The following is a 15,081-nucleotide window of genomic DNA, read 5'->3' as shown; positions in this document are numbered from 1 at the left end:
TTCGCGGTGAGATAGAAAAAGGGAGGGCGCGCGCTCTCCCTTTTTTCATGGCCAGCCTGCGGCTGCGCTAGGTCTGCCGCGGCACCACGCGCGCGATGAACCGCGCAACCTCGCGCTCGATTTCCCTGTTCTCCGGTACCTCGCCCCAGCCGAACCCGGCGTGCGGCATTGCTTCCCACACGTGCAATTCGGCATCGACGCCCGCCTCTCGCAATTTGCGGTGGAAGAGCACGGAATTGGACAGGAAGAGATCGCGCGTTCCAGTCTGCACCAGTGTCGGCGGAAAGCCCCGGGTGAAGTCGCCGAAGAGCGGGGAAAGATAAGGCTGCGTGAGGTCATGGCCGTTGGCGTAGAGCGCGTTGCACTCCGGCAGCCCGCGCTTGAGCACCACATCCAGCCCTTCATTGGTGAGGAAGCTGTCACCCGATTCGGTCAGATCGACTTCGGGCGTCAGTAGCACGAGACCGGCGGGGAGCGGCAGGCCCTGATCGCGAATCATCAGCGTCACAGCCGCGGCGAGATTGCCGCCGGCGGAACTGCCGCCAATCACGATGCGGCGCGGATCGGTCCCGGCCAGCAACGCCCGATATACCGCAAGGCAATCCTCCGGCGCAGCGGGGTAAGGGTGGTCGGGCGGCATACGATAATCCACCGAGACGACCCGGCAGCCCAGCGCCGCTGCCTGCCGGGCACCGGTCGCCTTGGCGAATGCGCCACCGCCGAAAACAAACGCGCCGCCATGAATGAAGAGATAGACCGGACCATCATCAGCTGTTCCGGCGTGCGGCACGCAATCATGGCAGGTCACGCCGGCGATCTGCACGGTGTCGATGGTCACTGGTAGCGTGGCGAGCATGGCTTGCGCCATTGGCTCCCACATGGCGTTGCTGGCCGCCAGCCGTTCCCGCCAGCCTGCCAGATCGGTCGCGGCAGGCCAGTTCGTCGCCGGCGTGGCGGCGCCCTCGATCAGTGCTTGCCGGGCTTGCGCGCTGATCGTCCGTGGCGGCGGGATGTCCCGCGCCGGGAGTTTCACGCTGGTGTGGCCGCCCTCTTCGTTCGTCATATTCTCTGCCCCCTAGTGACGCCTGCCGTCGGGTTCAGACGGTCACAACGATCTTCCCGACTTGCTGGTTCGATTCCAGATAGCGATTGGCTTCCACGATCTCGCTGAACGGGAAGGTGCGCGCGATCACCGGTTTGAGCTTGCCCAGCTTCAATCCCAGCAGGATGTGCTCCTGCGCGCGCTTGTACCGCTCGGGGTGGTTCCAGATCTCCGAGGCGACCCAGCCGCGCATTGACAGGCCTTTGAAGGCCATGTTCCAGTGCGGATAGGGGGTCGGCTGTTCGGACAGGCCGCCATAGATGAACAGGATGCCGCGCTCGGCCATCGCGCTGGTGAGCGTCTGCACATACGGCCCCTGCACCGGGTCGAACACAAGCCGCGCACCCTTGCCGTCGGTAATCTGCATCACGGCCTCAACCAGATCCGTCTCCCCGGTCGCGATGACATGGGCGGCCCCGTGCGCCTTGAGCGCCTCGGCCTTGTCGCTGGTGCGCGTGGCCGCAATCGAGACGGCGCCGGCCCAGTTGGCGAGCTGAATCGCAGCGAGACCGACACTGCTGGAGGCTGCGGGGATGATCACATAATCGCCGATGCCGGCCTTGCCGACCTCGATGATCGCATAGGCTGTCATATACTGCATCCACACTGCTGCAGCCTGCGCGGCGCTGAGCCCGGGTGGTGCGTGCAGCAAGCAGCGGGCCGGCACGATTGCCTGCTCGGCCCAGACGCCATATTGGCCGAGCGGATACATGGGCAGGGCACAGACCCGATCACCGACGGCGAAGCCGGACACGCCATCGCCCAGAGCTTCGATGATGCCGCAGGCCTCATAGCCGATCAGCGTCGGCAATGTCGGCTTGGTGGGATAGCGCCCTGCCCGAAACATCGCTTCGGAGCGGTTGAGGCCAATGGCTTCGACCCTGATTCGCACCTCACCAAGGCCGGGCGCGCCGACCGCGATCTCGTCGAAACGGAGCACGTCAGGCGGCCCCAGTTCATGCACGCGGACGACCTTTGCCATCTGTTCTCTCCTGTTACGGTCAGCTCCGCCGTCTCAAAGCGGTTCGTCGAGCGGCTGCTGCTCGTCGTAGATCGGGTTGTACATGAGCGTTCCGAACTGGGCGACGAGATTGGCGCGGGCCTCGTTCGGCGCTTCCACCGGAATGGCACGGACCAGCGCCTTGCTGCGCGCTTCGATCCCGCGCTGGAACTCCGGGTGGGTCATGATGAACAGGTCGCGGCGGCGAATGCCGCGCAGCACGCGCTCGCCTACTTCCTCGCTGGACATGAAGAGGCTTGGGTCGAAGCCGGGTGCCGGCCGCGCATCCTTCTTGGCGCCGACGGCCTCGGGGGCCGGGGGCGGCGCATCGTTGCGCAGATGCTCGGGGCGGGTGGCGTCGGTCGTGCTGCCGAGCTGGGTCTGCACCGGGCCGGGGAAGAAGACCGAGGCGCCAAGCGCGGTGCCGCGCAGATCCGTGGCGAGGCTCTCGAACATGCCGGCGACGCAGAACTTGGCAGCGCAATAGAGCCCGGCATTGCCGACCGCAGAAAAGCCGCCGGTCGAGGATGTGACGACGATCTGTCCTTCCTCGCCATGCTTGAGCATCCGCGGCAGCATGGTGACGAGCCCGTTGACGACGCCGCCGACGTTGACCGACATGTTGAAGTCCCAGTCCTTGTAGGTCGCCGTCAGCATCGAGCCGGTCACGCCCACCCCGGCATTGAGCGCCAGCACATGAATTTTGCCGAACTGCGCCTCGGCTTCATCGGCGGCGCGGGCCCAGCCATCGCGGTCTGCGACATCCAGCTTGATGGCGTGAACGGCCAGATTGGTCTTGGCAAAGCCTTCCATCGCCTGATCGAGCGCGTCCTGGCGGATGTCGGCGATGATGACCCGCATCCCCGCTTCACCGAAAGCCTTTGCCATGCCCCAGCCCATGCCGCTCGCGCCGCCGGTGATGAAGGCCGTCTTGCCGCTCACGTTCAACATCAGATCACCTCTCCTCAATCCGCCTGCTCATGCGGGATGGCACGGCCCTATCGAGATCAGAATGACTAAGTCCACAAAAAAGCGGCGGCGCGTGCTTCGCGTGGCTGCGGCGAGCAACGGGCGGATGTGCAATAAGCCGGCGGTAGGCGTGGGGCTACTCCTGCTCGCAGCAAGCCGGCGGTTTGTTGATTAGGTCTTTCCGCCGGATGCCGCGCGCGATCAGCGCACGCGGTTCACGCGCACAGCCGCCTGCCGCCCGACCTGCATCAGATAGCTGCCGAGCGCGCCCTTCCGGATGGTGACCGAGTCCTGGGGGGCGGGCGGCTGGAAGGCGGTCATCCGCTCGGTCATCCGCCAGACCGCGCCATCCCCGAGCGTGACCTGCCACAGCCCCGGGCCGATCTCGCGCACGCTTGCCACGGTGGCGCTTGTTTCCTTGTCGTCCTGCGATGCGCGGGGCTGGCGCGTGGCGCGCTCCACCTGCTCGGCGCCAAAGCCGCTCGTCGCGGCCGGAGCGGGCGGGGCAGCCGGTGCGGGCGTAGGTGTGCGGCTCGCATTGCCGGAGCCGGCCGCGCCCGGCACAGGCGCGGGAGAAGAGGCGCCGCCTTGCGGCTGATTATGCTGCGCCACCGAATCGTAGCAGGCGAGGCGGGCTTCCGTGGACCCAATTCTCGCGCAGGTCGCCAACTGGTCGTTCAGGCTGCCCTGCGCTTGGGCCACGCCGCTCAGCCCGGCTGCGACGATGATGAAGGCGCTGACTGCCGCCACGGATTTGCTGATCACCGGTCCTCTCGCTCCCACATATCTTGTCTTCTCGTGACGCGGTCGTCCGCGTGGCGAAAATCTTACTACGCCATCTATTGCGGGTCTAACGATTTTACGAATCGCGCGGGGATGACGATCATGTCTGATTATTTTGCATAAACATTGACCGCTGCTCGAAAATGCGATGAATCTGGCCGAATCACGCGAAAGGTGGGTCTTTGGGGATCGGTCATCATGAATAAGGGGCGCGCGGCGCTCGGTTCGGTCCGGGCGCGCATCGGCAGGGCATCGATTATCAGCGCCGGGCTGGCCCTGTTGGGCCGGTCGGGCCTGGACGGCTGCACCCTGCAGGCCGTCGCTGCCGACCTTGAGGCCGATCCGGCCGAGATCGAAGAGCATTTCGCGAGCGACGATCAACTTCTGACGGCGTTGGCGCAGGATATGGTGCGTGCTGCCGAGGGCGGCACCGCAGGCCCGGGCTGGCGCGGTCGCCTTGCCTTGCGCGCGCAGACCAGCCGGGTCGCTATGCTCTCCAGTCGCGATGGCGCCAGGCTGTTCGCGCATGTCGCCTCGCGCTTTCCTCTCGCGGTGGGGACGCCGGACGCGGTCGCACCCCTCTGCGAGGTCGGCCTCGCACTCGATGAAGCCCGCGTGATCGCGCAGGCGCTCGAGCATTTCGTGATCGGGTGGGCGCTAGTCGAGCAGGCCCGCGCGGAGCCCTCCGGGACTGAAAGTTCCTTCGATCGCCAGCTGGATGTCCTGCTCGACGGCATCGACGTTGATGCCCCGTCGCCGGCGCCCGGGCCGCGGGACGAGCGTCAGGCCCGGTTCCAGTCCAAGCTCTGGGTCTTTCTGCGCAATGCCCGCGAGAGCGCGAATATCTCCTTTGCCCGCACGGCGCATATCAACGAGCTGGACCGGCGGATCCTGCTGCTCCTTCATGTCCAAGGGGGCATGACCCTCGCGCAGATTTCCCTGGCCTGCGGTGTCGACAAGGCGCAGATCAGCCGTGCGATCAAGCGCATGGGCGAGGTCGCCCTGCTGCTGCGCAGCGGCATCCGCAGCCCCATCCGGCTTAGCCCGAGCGGCAAGCAGCTGGCGGATCGGCTGCAGCGCCATGCCGAGCTACGCAATCGGGAGCTCACCTTCGGCATCAGCGATGAGGAACTTCAGACGCTCTCCGGAGTGCTGGACATGCTGCTGACCCGCGCCATTGCCCTGTTCGAGCAGGAGCGCAAGCAGGCGGCGAGCAATCAGCGGCCCGAAACCGTGGCATTTCAGGATCTTGTCGATGAGGGCCTGCCGGACGAAAACGGTGTGGCGGCGGACCGCTCACGCGTGTTGCCGCCCTTCGTCACTCTGTGCTCCTACATGCTGCGCGGCGGTGCCCTTGCCCATAAGCGCCAGACCAGCCTGTCGAATTTCGAGACCTGGGTCATGGCGGAAATCTGCCGCAATCCCCCGATCAGCTGGCCTCAGCTAGTGCTGGCATTGGCGCGCGACCAGAGCCAGGCGGGCCGCACGGTCAATCATCTCATCGAGATCGGCCTGATCGAGCGCACCGGGCGCCCGGGGCGCCGGCACGGCTTCTTCGGTCCGACCGAAAAGGGACGCGCAGTGAGCCAGATCATTGAGGAGACAGCGGTTCGGCGCAGCGAGTTCCTGTTTCAGGGCATCCCGGCCGACCAGCTCGACAGCTTCATGACGACATTCGATGCGCTGACGCACAATGCCGAAGTCCAGCTCGATCGGGAGCGGGCGATCCAGGAAATGGATCGGGATTGAAGGCCTCCGGCCCGGCCTGAGATCATCAAGCCTAATCGGGCAGCGGAATGAACTCACGTTCGCCGGGCACGGTGTCGAACCGGCCCTGCCGCCAGTCGTCCTTGGCCTGTTCGATGCGATCGCGGGAGCTGGACACGAAGTTCCAGTAGATGTGCCGTGGCCCATCCAATGGCTCGCCGCCAACCAGCATGATGCGGGTCGGGCCATTGGCGCGCAGGACGATCTCGCTGTCCGGCTTGAAGATCACCAGTTCGCCTGCGTTGAAACCGCCGCTCTGGCCTTCCACCGCCAGCCCGCCCGAGATCACATAGACCGCGCGTTCGATATGGTCGGTGCCCAGCCGGTAGCGCGCGCCGTCCTGGAGCGTGACGTCGGCGTAGAGCATGTCCGAGAAGGCCTGCACCGGCGAAGTCAGCCCGTCGCTGCTGCCCGCCACGACGCGGATGCGTACGCCTTCTGCCTCCGTCTCTGGAATGGCATCGGCGGCGTGATGGAAGAAAGCCGGATCGACCTCTTCTTTCGCCTGCGGCAGGGCGACCCAGGTCTGGAGGCCAAACAGCGGCCCGCCCGCCGCGCGGGTGTCATCGGCGCTGCGCTCGGAATGGACGATGCCGCGCCCTGCCGTCATCCAGTTGACGGCGCCGGGGCGCACCGGCTGGACCTTGCCCAGCGAATCGCGGTGGAGGATTTCGCCCTCCAGCACATAGGTCACCGTGGCGAGGCCGATGTGCGGATGGGGGCGGACGTCCAGGCCCTCGCCGGCCGAGAAGGTCGTCGGGCCGAACTGATCGAAGAACACGAAGGGGCCGACCATCCGGCGATGGGCCGATGGCAGCGCGCGCCGGACCTGAAAGCCGTCGCCCAGATCCCGCACGGGCGGCAGGATGATCATGTCGACACTGTCGATGCCGGTCTGGCGCAAGGTCATCGGGTCTGCTCCTTCAGATAGACTGGTTCATATCCTTATGCAGAATGACCCGCTCCGTTCCCGGCCGTTTGCCGGCCCGTTCAGGCCAACCCGCTTAGGCCAGGCGGGTCATCCAGCCATGCTGGTCCGGCTTCTGGCCCAGCTGCACGCCGACCAGCGCCTCGCGCAGCGCGCGGGCCACCTCGCCGCCATCGCCATTGCCGATGATGAAATCGCCCTGGGTCGAGCGCACCTCGCCGATGGGCGTGATGACGGCAGCGGTTCCGCAGGCGAAGGCTTCCTTCAGCTTGCCGCTCTTGGCGTCGGCCATCCACTGCTCGAAGCTGTAGGGCTCCTCCTTCACCGTGTAGCCGGCATCCTCGGCGACGAGCCGCAGCGAATCGCGGGTGACGCCGGGCAGGATCGAACCGTTGAGCGGCGGGGTGATGATCGTGCCGTCATTGAACACGAACATGATGTTCATGCCGCCCAGCTCCTCGATCCATTTGCGCTCGACCGCATCGAGGAACAGCACCTGATCGCAGCCATGCTCGATGCCGACGGATTGCGGCTGCAGGCTCGCGGCATAATTGCCGCCGCACTTGGCAGCGCCTGTGCCCCCGGGCACCGCGCGAACGTAATCATGGCTGACCCACAGCGTCACGGCCGACTTGCCGCTCTTGAAATAGCCGCCGACCGGGGACGCGATCACGCAATAGACATATTCGCGCGCCGGGCGGACGCCGAGGAAGGCCTCGCTCGCGAACATGAAGGGGCGCAGGTACAGGCTGCCCTTATCGGCATCCGGCACCCAGTCGATGTCTGCCGCGACCAGCTTGCGGATGCTCTCGACGAAGAGATCCTCCGGCAGATGGGGCATGGCGAGGCGGGTCGCGCTCTGGTTGAAGCGGGCGGCGTTGGCCTCCGGGCGGAAGCTTGCGACGGACCCGTCCGGTAGGCGATAGGCCTTGAGCCCCTCGAAAATCTCCTGCGCATAATGGAGCACAGCGGCTGCCGGATCGAGCGGGATGGGCTGGCGCGGACCCAGAACGGCATCGTGCCAACCCTGTCCCTCGGTATAGCGGATCGTCACCATATGATCGGTGAAGAGCGTGCCGAAACCGAGCGTCGCCATGGCGGCAACACGGTCCTCGGGCGAGGTGGGGGTGGCGAGCGGCTGGGTCGTGAAGTCCAACATGCGAAATCTGTCCATTGAGGGTGGATGGGTTCAGGTGGGGCAGGCGGTATCAGGATAAACGCAGGCTGTCATGCCCCCCGCGCGTCCGCTGGTGGCATCGGTTGCCGCGCCGTTGCAGGTGCGCCGCGCTCAGCTCAGCCAGAACAGAGCAGCGCCCGCCAGCGAGGCGAGCAGGGACGCAAAGAGCGGAGCGGATGCGACGATGCCATTGCGTCCCCCGGCCAGCACGAGCGCCATCACGCCTTTGACGGCGGTATTGGCGAAGACCGGCGCGGCGAGGATGAAGCCCGCCGTGGCATTGTCGAGCGTTTGTGCGGGCAGGCCGGCAAGGGTGAGCACCGCAGCATCCACATCCATGAAGCCGGTGAGGCCGATGACAACCGCGATGCCTTCGTCGCCCCAGACATCCAGCGCCCAACGCGCTACCAGCGAGAAGACCGCGACGAAGCCCGCCAGCATCAGCGCCGGGCCAAAATCGAAAGGATTGCCGAGCTTGACCGGTGGCCCATCCGGCGAATCGTCGCGGCGCCAGGCGATCAGGGCCATGATCGCCGAGACGACCAGCGCCGGCGCCAGCACCAGCGTGAGCGTGGGCAGGGCGCGGGGCACGAGGATGGCAGTCAACACCTGCACGCGCACGAACATGACGATGGTGGCGATGGCGATGCCGGCGGTCAGCACGCCGCGTAATTCCGGCTCGGTGCGCAGGCGGCGGGCGTACCAGGCCGTCACCGCCGTGGACGAGACGATGGCGCCGGTCAGCGCCATCATCAATACGCCCCGGCTGCTGCCGAACCGGCGAGCGACGACATAGCCAGCGAAGGAGAGCCCGGCGACCAGCACCACTACCATCCAGATCTGGCGGGGGTTCCAGGCATCGTAGGGGCCATAATTGGCATCGGGCAGCAGTGGGAGGACGACGAGGGCGACCAGCGCGAAGCGGGCGACGCCCTCAATCTCGCCTTCCGTCAGCCCGCGCAGCAGGGCGTGCATCGAGTGGCGGGCGCTCAGCAGCACAAAGGCCGCGCCCGCTGCTGCCAGAGCGATGGCAGGTGAGAGCGCCACTGCGGAATAGCCAATGGCAAAGGTCAGGAGCGCCGCGACAATCGTGGTAGCGGAAAGCTGGTCGTCGCGAATCGCCTGCCCGAAACCGATGAGCAGCGCACCGACCACGCCCAGCGCCATGATCGCGGCGATCATCTCCGGCAGGAGCGCAGACAGGCCACCGGCAAAGCCGATCAGGCCGAAGGTGCGGAACCCCGCCACCCGTTGCCCGGCCTGCTTGTCGCGCTGTGTCCAGCCTCGTTCGAGGCCGATCAGAAGGCCGGCGGCGAGAGCAGCGAGAAGCCCGAGCAGCGATGGAGACAGAGCAAGGCTCATGGTCAGAGCGTCAGCAGGCGGATGTCCGGCCCAGCCGCTGCGAGAAACGCAATGGGGCCAGTGATCTCGATGCGGGAATCGAGGCTGTCCGCTGCCACGCCCGCCATGGCAAGGCCGCTCTGGCAGAGGCTGATCGCCACGCCTTCATCCAGCGCATCATCCAGCAACTGCGCGAGCGTCGGCTCCCCGGCTGCAGCCCAGGCGGCGTCCTGCAGGGCGCCGATCGGGGTGCGCAACAGGGCAGCCGCCTCGCCTTGCAGGAAGACGCGGGCCGCACTTCCCAGGGCGACCTCCGCCCGCGCGAGCGACAGGGCCGCGCGCAACCGAGCCGGCTCGGCGCTGACGACGACGAGAGCGAGAGGCGGCCGCGCGCTCATGCGCAGGCCAGCGCGGCCTTGCAGGCCGGGTCCGGCGGAATGGCCATGGTCCGCAGGCGACGGGCCAGCAGATCGAAGACAATGAGCTTGCCGGTCGCTGTTTCACCGAAGGGCACGAGGGCGCGGATGGCCTCCAGCGCCGCCATCGATCCGATGATGCCGGTCAACGCCCCGACAATGCCTTCCTCGGCGCAGGTGCGGGCGGGGTCGGTGCGGGTTTCCCCGACCAGGCAACGATAGCAGGGCTGGCCTTCTTCCCATCCCCGCCAGACACCGATCTGCCCCTCGAACTGGCCGACGGCAGCGCTCACCAGCGGAATGCGTAGCCGGGTCGCGGCGTCAGACACGGCGAGGCGCGTTTCGAAATTGTCGCAGCCATCCAGAATGATGTCGGCATCGCGCAGCAGCGTCTCCGCATTGTCGGCATCCAGCGCAGTGTTGATCGGGATGGCGTGACAATCCGGGTTGAGCCGGCGCACCGCATCCCGCGCGGCTTCCGCCTTCGGACGACCGATGTCGTCGCTGGCGAACAGGATCTGCCGCTGCAGGTTGGAGAGGCTCACCATATCATGATCGATGATCCGCAGGGTGCCGATGCCGGCTGCCGCCAGATAGGCAATCGCCGGGCAGCCGATGCCGCCCGCCCCGATGATCGCCACATGCGCGCCGGCCAGCCTTGCCTGCCCCGCGCCGCCGATCTCGCGCAGCACGATGTGGCGGGCATATCGCTCAAGCTGATCGTCGGTAAAGTCCATCAGTGCGGCTGTGCGTCAGACCGTGCGGACGCCGGTGGAGCCGAAACCGCCCGCGCCGCGCGCCGTATCATCGAGCGTCGCGACCTCGACCATGCGCGCGATCTGCACCGGCGCCACGATCAACTGGGCGATCCTGTCGCCGCGCTTGATCTCGAAATCATCCTCGCCCAGGTTGACCAGGATCACCTTTAATTCGCCGCGATAATCGCTGTCGATCGTGCCAGGCGTGTTCGGCAGCGTGATGCCATGTTTGAGCGCCAGCCCGGACCGGGGGCGCACCTGCACCTCGAACCCCTCGGGAATGGCAAGCGCGAGACCGGTGGCGACGGCATGGCGGGCCATGCTCGGCAGCGTTACATCCTCGGCGGAGACCACGTCCATCCCGGCCGCGCCGGCGGTGGCATAGCTGGGCAATGGTAGGTCTTCGCCATGGGGCAGGCGCTTCACCGCAATGTCAACGAGCGGCCAGTTCATCGGAAATCCTTTCAATCAGCCGCGTGGCGACAAGGGCTTTGGGCATGTCCGGCCAGTCCTCGACGCCCTGCGCCGTGACCAGATGGACGCTGTTATGCGATCCGCCCATGACATCGCCGGACACGTCATTGGCGACGATCCAGTCCGCGCCCTTGCGCTGGCGCTTGGCGATAGCGTGGTCGACGACAGTTTCCGTCTCGGCCGCGAAGCCGACGAGCAAGGCGGGCCGCTGGATGTGCCGCGCCAGTGTGGCGAGAATGTCCGGATTCTCGGCCAGCGCGAGCGGGGCAGGCGCGCCCGAGCCATCCTTCTTGATCTTCTGGCCGGCCTCGTCGGCGGCGCGCCAATCGGCCACTGCTGCGACCAATATGGCAATATCGGCTGGCAAGGCTCCCTCCACGGCGGCCTGCATCTCCCGCGCGGTCTGCACGTCCACCCGGGTGACGCCACGCGGCGTGGGCAGGCTGACCGGCCCTGCGACGAGCGTGACGCGCGCACCGGCCTGGGCGGCGGCGGCGGCAATCGCAAAGCCCTGCTGCCCGGACGACCGGTTGGCGATGTAGCGCACGGGGTCGATCGGTTCGTGTGTCGGCCCGGCGGTCACCAGCACATGGCGGCCAAGCAGATTGGCGTGGCTGAGATCGGGCGCATGGATCGTTCGGCTGGTGTCGGTCAGCAGCGCGGCCGGTGACGGCGCCTCTGCCAGCAGCCGCTCGATTTCCTGCACGATGGCGGCCGGCTCGGGCAGGCGACCCTTGCCCCACTCGTTGCAGGCCATGGCGCCGACGTCAGGCTCCATCACATGGATGCCATCGCCGCGCAGCGTGTCGAGGTTTCGCTGGGTGGCCTTGTGGTCCCACATCCGCACATTCATTGCGGGTACGGCGAGCACCGGCTTGTCGGTGGCGAGCAGCACGGTTGCGGCGAGATCGTCAGCGATGCCCGATGCCATCTTGGCGAGGATGTTGGCGGTTGCCGGCGCGACGACGATCAGGTCTGCCTCGCGGCTGAGCTGGATATGGCCGATCTCGCGCTCCTCCTTGAGGTCGAACATGTCACCATAGACATGATCCTCGGTGAGCACGCCGAAGGAGAGCGGCGTCACGAATTTGGTGGCGGCGTCGGTCAGCACGGCGCGCACGGCAAGGCCCTTGCCCTTGAGCAGGCGCACCAGTTCCAGCGCCTTGTAGGCGGCGATCCCGCCGGAGACGATGAGGAGGATCCGCTGGGTCATGATGGTTCCATAGCGGCTGGGCGCCGGTCCGGCTAGCGGCTCGGCAGGGGCGGGATGTCAGCCAAGGAGCGCCATGGCACCCGCGCCGGCCGCCGCAGCGAGAATTGCCACGCCCGCATAGCGCCAGAACCAGCCGACCTTCACCTGCACCAGCTTCACCGCCGGCAAGGGCGGCGGGGGCGGGGCGCCACCCGGCTCGGGATAGGCTTCCTCCAGCCGCCGGACGAGGCCGGGCAGGCGGCGGATCGTGTCCACCGTTTCGTGGATCGAATCGGCGAGCTTGGCTTCGGGGCCGAGTTCGTCGCGCAGCCAGCTCTTCACATAGGGGCCGGAAACGTCCCACATGTTGATCGTCGGGTCGAGCATGGTCGCCACGCCTTCGACCATGACCATCGTCTTTTGCAGCAGCAGCAGATGGGGCTGCGTCTGCATGTCGAAATCGCGGGTGATGGCGAAGAGGCCGTCCAGCATCTGGCCCACAGAGAGTTCACTGACCGGCTTACCGCGCATGGGCTCGCCGACGGCGCGCAGGGCAGTCGCGAACTCAGCGACATTATGGTGGGCGGGGACGTATTGCGCCTCGAAATGGATTTCCGCCACGCGGCGATAATTGCCGGTGATAAGGCCGTAGAGAATCTCCGCCAGCCACAGCCGCGCGCGCCGGTCGATCCGTCCCATGATGCCGAAGTCGATGGCGACGATGGTGCCATCGGCCTGCACGAACAGATTGCCCTGGTGCATGTCGGCATGGAAGAAGCCGTCGGCGATCGCTTGCCGCAAGAAGGTGTTGACCAGCCGCGCGGCCAGATCGCTCAGGTCATGCCCGGCCGCGACCAGCGCCGCTCGGTCGCTGATCTTGATGCCGTCGATCCATTCGAGAGTCATCACCCGGCCGTTGGTGCGATCCCAGTCGATCTGCGGGATGCGATAGCGCGGCACGGCGGACATGGCCTCGGCCAGTTCGGAGGCAGAGGCCGCCTCGCGCCGCAGATCCAGCTCGCGCGCTGTCCAGCGCTTGAGATTGGCCACAACCAGACGCGGTCGGAGGCGCGAGGCCTCGCCGCCCAGTTGCTCCAGATGCGCCGCCGCCCATTCATAAGTGTCGATGTCGCGGTTGAATCGCTCGCGAATGCCCGGGCGCAGCACCTTGATGGCGACCGCGCGGCCGTCCGTCGTCACGGCACGATGCACCTGCGCGATGGACGCCGCGCCGACGGCCTGCTCATCGACGCTGGCGTAGATCGATTCGAGCGGTCGCCCGAAGCTGGCTTCGATCTCGGCGCGGATCGCGGAGAAGGGCATGGGCGGGAGCGCGTCCTGCAGCGACAGCAGATCGCGGGCAGCATCCTCACCGACCAGATCGGGGCGCGTCGCCAGCGACTGGCCGAGCTTGATCGCGGCCGGGCCAATGGCTTGAAACGCCTCCGCATAGCGCGGCTCCTTGGGCACGCGCGCACCGAGCCGCGCCAGCCGTGCGAGGCGGCGGACCGGCGCGGGCGTATTGCCATCCCGCTCGATACCGCGCAGCGCGCCATGCCGGGCGAGGGTCCGCCCCCATGAGAGCAGGCGCCAGAGATGGGTGATGTGGGCTGTCATGACCTTATCGCCTTGCGAAACGCACCATGGCGCTGCTGCGCTGGCGAATCATATCTTCCATCCAGAATGAATGGCGACGAGGCCGCCCATGATCGGCTCGGCCTTCGCCTGCACGAAGCCCGCCTCCTCGATCATGCCCTTGAACTTCGGCATGTCCGGGAAGCGACGGATCGACTCGATGAGATAGCGATAGCTCTCCGCATCCCCTGCGATCATCTTGCCCAGCTTGGGCACCAGCTTGTGCGAATAGGCGTCATACACATCGCCGAAACCGGGCCAGGTGGTGCTGGAAAATTCCAGGCAGAAGAAGCGCCCGCCATATTTGAGCACGCGATGTGCCTCACGCAGCGCAGCCGGGATGTCGGTCACATTACGGATGCCGAACGCGATGGTGTAGGCATCGAAGCTGCGATCCCCGAAGACCAGCTGCTCGGCATTTTGCGGCTGCCAGACCAGGCCCTCGATGCCGCGCTTCTGCGCCCGCGTCATGCCCACGGCGAGCATATCCTCGTTGATGTCGCTCACCGTCACACGCGCGCCATGCTTGGCCATGCGGAAGGCGATGTCGCCGGTGCCGCCCGCCATGTCGAGAATCGCCTCGTCCTTACGCGGCTTCACGCGGCGGACGAACTGGTCCTTCCACAGCCGATGCATCCCGCCGGACATCGCATCGTTCATGATGTCGTAGTTGCGGGCGACATTGGAGAAGACGTCGCCGACCAGCTTCGTCTTTTCCTCGGGGGCTACCTCACGATAGCCAAAGGACACTGTCTCGCTCATGGGGCCGGGCTCTAGCCGACTCTGCCTGTCGCGCAAAGGGCGAACCATGCCGGAGCGGCCGATGCCGCGCGGGATGGGCCGCCGTCAGCTCATGCCGGGTCGGCGAGCGGAACCGGCGCGCCGAGATGGGCCAGGAAATCCGGCTTGCCGATCGCGATCCCACGTGCCCGCAGCAGCGCATAGGCCATGGTCGCATGGAACAGGAAATTGGGCAGCATGAAGCCGGTGACATAATCCCGCCCGTGGAACCGGTATCCCTGACCGTTCGGGAAGCGCAGCACGATCTCGCGGTCCTCGCTGCCGTCCAGTTGTGCGGGCGTGACGCTCTGGACGAAGGCGATGGTCTTTGCGCACCGCTCCTGCAGGGCATCGAGGCTCGCCTCGGTGTCCGGCATGGCGGGCGGCTCGATGCCGGCGAGACGGGCGATGCCGTTCTTGGCGCTGTCCGACGCCATCTGATATTGCGCCGTGAGCGGGCGCATATCCTCGATCAGGCGAGCGCCGAGCAGATCGGCCTCGGCAGCGCGCACATCCGGGCGCGCGAGCCACCTCTCCATGTTGGTCAAGCTGTTGACGAGGAGGGGAACGGTGATCGCGTGCATGGTCAGGGTCATCAGCTCTCGCCTTTGCTGCCAGGGTATTGGGCCAGGGTATTGGGATGTGCGCGCGCAGGCCGAAAGAGGCAAGGCGGCATTTCAAAACGCCTCGCCGCCACGCGTGCCCCTTGGGGTGAGCCGTGCTTGACCGGTTGGCGGCCTCTCTGTATAGGCCCGCCTG

Annotated in this window: 15 protein-coding genes; 1 reads left to right on the top strand and 14 read right to left on the bottom strand. The window is 66.6% G+C overall.

Annotated features, from left to right (window positions below; genetic code table 11):
* Nucleotides 1–67 precede the first annotated feature (67 nt).
* The 4 genes from M2341_RS16280 to M2341_RS16265 form a co-directional block, all read right to left on the bottom strand.
* Nucleotides 68–1,063 carry an alpha/beta hydrolase gene (locus M2341_RS16280; RefSeq protein ID WP_264585930.1) on the bottom strand — a complete coding sequence of 332 codons (996 nt, stop codon included), beginning with the start codon at nucleotides 1,061–1,063 and terminating at the stop codon, nucleotides 68–70.
* A gap of 34 nt (nucleotides 1,064–1,097) precedes the next feature.
* Entirely contained in the window at nucleotides 1,098–2,084 is a 987-nt protein-coding gene (locus tag M2341_RS16275; RefSeq protein ID WP_264585929.1) for a zinc-dependent alcohol dehydrogenase family protein, read from the bottom strand.
* 33 nt (nucleotides 2,085–2,117) lie between these two features.
* On the bottom strand, nucleotides 2,118–3,053 hold the full coding sequence (locus M2341_RS16270; protein ID WP_264585928.1) for an SDR family NAD(P)-dependent oxidoreductase: 936 nt from the start codon (nucleotides 3,051–3,053) through the stop codon (nucleotides 2,118–2,120).
* A 219-nt stretch (nucleotides 3,054–3,272) separates the two neighbouring features.
* Nucleotides 3,273–3,836 carry a hypothetical protein gene (locus M2341_RS16265; RefSeq protein ID WP_264585927.1) on the bottom strand — a complete coding sequence of 188 codons (564 nt, stop codon included), beginning with the start codon at nucleotides 3,834–3,836 and terminating at the stop codon, nucleotides 3,273–3,275.
* Between the two features lie 216 nt (nucleotides 3,837–4,052).
* Between M2341_RS16265 and M2341_RS16260 the strand changes: the two genes are divergently transcribed.
* Complete coding sequence (locus M2341_RS16260) at nucleotides 4,053–5,603, top strand: winged helix-turn-helix transcriptional regulator (protein ID WP_264585926.1); 1,551 nt, start codon at nucleotides 4,053–4,055, stop codon at nucleotides 5,601–5,603.
* Nucleotides 5,604–5,634: 31 nt separating this feature from the next.
* Here the strand turns inward: M2341_RS16260 and M2341_RS16255 are convergent, their stop codons facing one another.
* From M2341_RS16255 to M2341_RS16210, 10 genes are all read right to left on the bottom strand, one after another.
* A complete protein-coding gene (locus M2341_RS16255; RefSeq protein WP_264585925.1) occupies nucleotides 5,635–6,531 on the bottom strand; it encodes a pirin family protein in 897 nt (298 codons plus the stop codon).
* A gap of 94 nt (nucleotides 6,532–6,625) precedes the next feature.
* Entirely contained in the window at nucleotides 6,626–7,723 is a 1,098-nt protein-coding gene (locus tag M2341_RS16250) for a branched-chain amino acid aminotransferase (RefSeq protein ID WP_413715665.1), read from the bottom strand.
* Nucleotides 7,724–7,837: 114 nt separating this feature from the next.
* Nucleotides 7,838–9,088 (bottom strand): MgtC/SapB family protein, encoded by a 1,251-nt coding sequence (locus M2341_RS16245; protein WP_264585923.1) that lies wholly within the window; start codon nucleotides 9,086–9,088, stop codon nucleotides 7,838–7,840.
* Between the two features lie 2 nt (nucleotides 9,089–9,090).
* On the bottom strand, nucleotides 9,091–9,465 hold the full coding sequence (locus M2341_RS16240) for a DsrE family protein (protein ID WP_264585922.1): 375 nt from the start codon (nucleotides 9,463–9,465) through the stop codon (nucleotides 9,091–9,093).
* On the bottom strand, nucleotides 9,462–10,220 hold the full coding sequence (locus tag M2341_RS16235) for a HesA/MoeB/ThiF family protein (RefSeq protein ID WP_264585921.1): 759 nt from the start codon (nucleotides 10,218–10,220) through the stop codon (nucleotides 9,462–9,464). Before M2341_RS16235 ends, M2341_RS16240 begins: the two co-directional genes overlap by 4 nt.
* 15 nt (nucleotides 10,221–10,235) lie before the next feature.
* Nucleotides 10,236–10,694: a dUTP diphosphatase gene (gene dut, locus M2341_RS16230; RefSeq protein ID WP_181561241.1), complete on the bottom strand. Its 459-nt coding sequence runs from the start codon at nucleotides 10,692–10,694 to the stop codon at nucleotides 10,236–10,238.
* Nucleotides 10,675–11,928: a bifunctional phosphopantothenoylcysteine decarboxylase/phosphopantothenate--cysteine ligase CoaBC gene (coaBC, locus tag M2341_RS16225; RefSeq protein WP_264585920.1), complete on the bottom strand. Its 1,254-nt coding sequence runs from the start codon at nucleotides 11,926–11,928 to the stop codon at nucleotides 10,675–10,677. The genes dut and coaBC overlap by 20 nt, the downstream gene beginning before the upstream one ends.
* Nucleotides 11,929–11,985: 57 nt before the next feature.
* The gene (gene ubiB / locus M2341_RS16220) at nucleotides 11,986–13,524 is read right to left on the bottom strand and encodes a 2-polyprenylphenol 6-hydroxylase (RefSeq protein WP_264585919.1); all 1,539 of its coding nucleotides are present in this window, start codon (nucleotides 13,522–13,524) and stop codon (nucleotides 11,986–11,988) included.
* A 48-nt stretch (nucleotides 13,525–13,572) separates the two neighbouring features.
* Nucleotides 13,573–14,304 carry a class I SAM-dependent methyltransferase gene (locus tag M2341_RS16215; protein ID WP_181561244.1) on the bottom strand — a complete coding sequence of 244 codons (732 nt, stop codon included), beginning with the start codon at nucleotides 14,302–14,304 and terminating at the stop codon, nucleotides 13,573–13,575.
* An 89-nt stretch (nucleotides 14,305–14,393) separates the two neighbouring features.
* Nucleotides 14,394–14,918 carry a DUF1993 family protein gene (locus tag M2341_RS16210; RefSeq protein ID WP_264585918.1) on the bottom strand — a complete coding sequence of 175 codons (525 nt, stop codon included), beginning with the start codon at nucleotides 14,916–14,918 and terminating at the stop codon, nucleotides 14,394–14,396.
* Between the last annotated feature and the right edge of the window lie 163 nt (nucleotides 14,919–15,081).

It is taken from the genome of Sphingobium sp. B7D2B (genome assembly GCF_025961895.1).
Lineage (GTDB): Bacteria > Pseudomonadota > Alphaproteobacteria > Sphingomonadales > Sphingomonadaceae > Sphingobium.
The sequence above is the reverse complement of the archived record's forward strand: the minus strand, read 5'-3'. Positions and strand labels throughout refer to the sequence as shown.

What these genes read in the sequence shown, in the direction of transcription:
- M2341_RS16280 (WP_264585930.1), bottom strand. Translation starts at nt 1,063, where the DNA reads ATGACGAACGAAGAGGGCGGCCACACCAGCGTGAAACTCCCGGCGCGG.
- M2341_RS16275 (WP_264585929.1), bottom strand. Translation starts at nt 2,084, where the DNA reads ATGGCAAAGGTCGTCCGCGTGCATGAACTGGGGCCGCCTGACGTGCTC.
- M2341_RS16270 (WP_264585928.1), bottom strand. Translation starts at nt 3,053, where the DNA reads ATGTTGAACGTGAGCGGCAAGACGGCCTTCATCACCGGCGGCGCGAGC.
- M2341_RS16260 (WP_264585926.1), top strand. Translation starts at nt 4,053, where the DNA reads ATGAATAAGGGGCGCGCGGCGCTCGGTTCGGTCCGGGCGCGCATCGGC.
- M2341_RS16255 (WP_264585925.1), bottom strand. Translation starts at nt 6,531, where the DNA reads ATGACCTTGCGCCAGACCGGCATCGACAGTGTCGACATGATCATCCTG.
- M2341_RS16250 (WP_413715665.1), bottom strand. Translation starts at nt 7,723, where the DNA reads ATGGACAGATTTCGCATGTTGGACTTCACGACCCAGCCGCTCGCCACC.
- M2341_RS16245 (WP_264585923.1), bottom strand. Translation starts at nt 9,088, where the DNA reads ATGAGCCTTGCTCTGTCTCCATCGCTGCTCGGGCTTCTCGCTGCTCTC.
- M2341_RS16240 (WP_264585922.1), bottom strand. Translation starts at nt 9,465, where the DNA reads ATGAGCGCGCGGCCGCCTCTCGCTCTCGTCGTCGTCAGCGCCGAGCCG.
- M2341_RS16235 (WP_264585921.1), bottom strand. Translation starts at nt 10,220, where the DNA reads ATGGACTTTACCGACGATCAGCTTGAGCGATATGCCCGCCACATCGTG.
- dut (WP_181561241.1), bottom strand. Translation starts at nt 10,694, where the DNA reads ATGAACTGGCCGCTCGTTGACATTGCGGTGAAGCGCCTGCCCCATGGC.
- coaBC (WP_264585920.1), bottom strand. Translation starts at nt 11,928, where the DNA reads ATGACCCAGCGGATCCTCCTCATCGTCTCCGGCGGGATCGCCGCCTAC.
- ubiB (WP_264585919.1), bottom strand. Translation starts at nt 13,524, where the DNA reads ATGACAGCCCACATCACCCATCTCTGGCGCCTGCTCTCATGGGGGCGG.
- M2341_RS16215 (WP_181561244.1), bottom strand. Translation starts at nt 14,304, where the DNA reads ATGAGCGAGACAGTGTCCTTTGGCTATCGTGAGGTAGCCCCCGAGGAA.
- M2341_RS16210 (WP_264585918.1), bottom strand. Translation starts at nt 14,918, where the DNA reads ATGACCCTGACCATGCACGCGATCACCGTTCCCCTCCTCGTCAACAGC.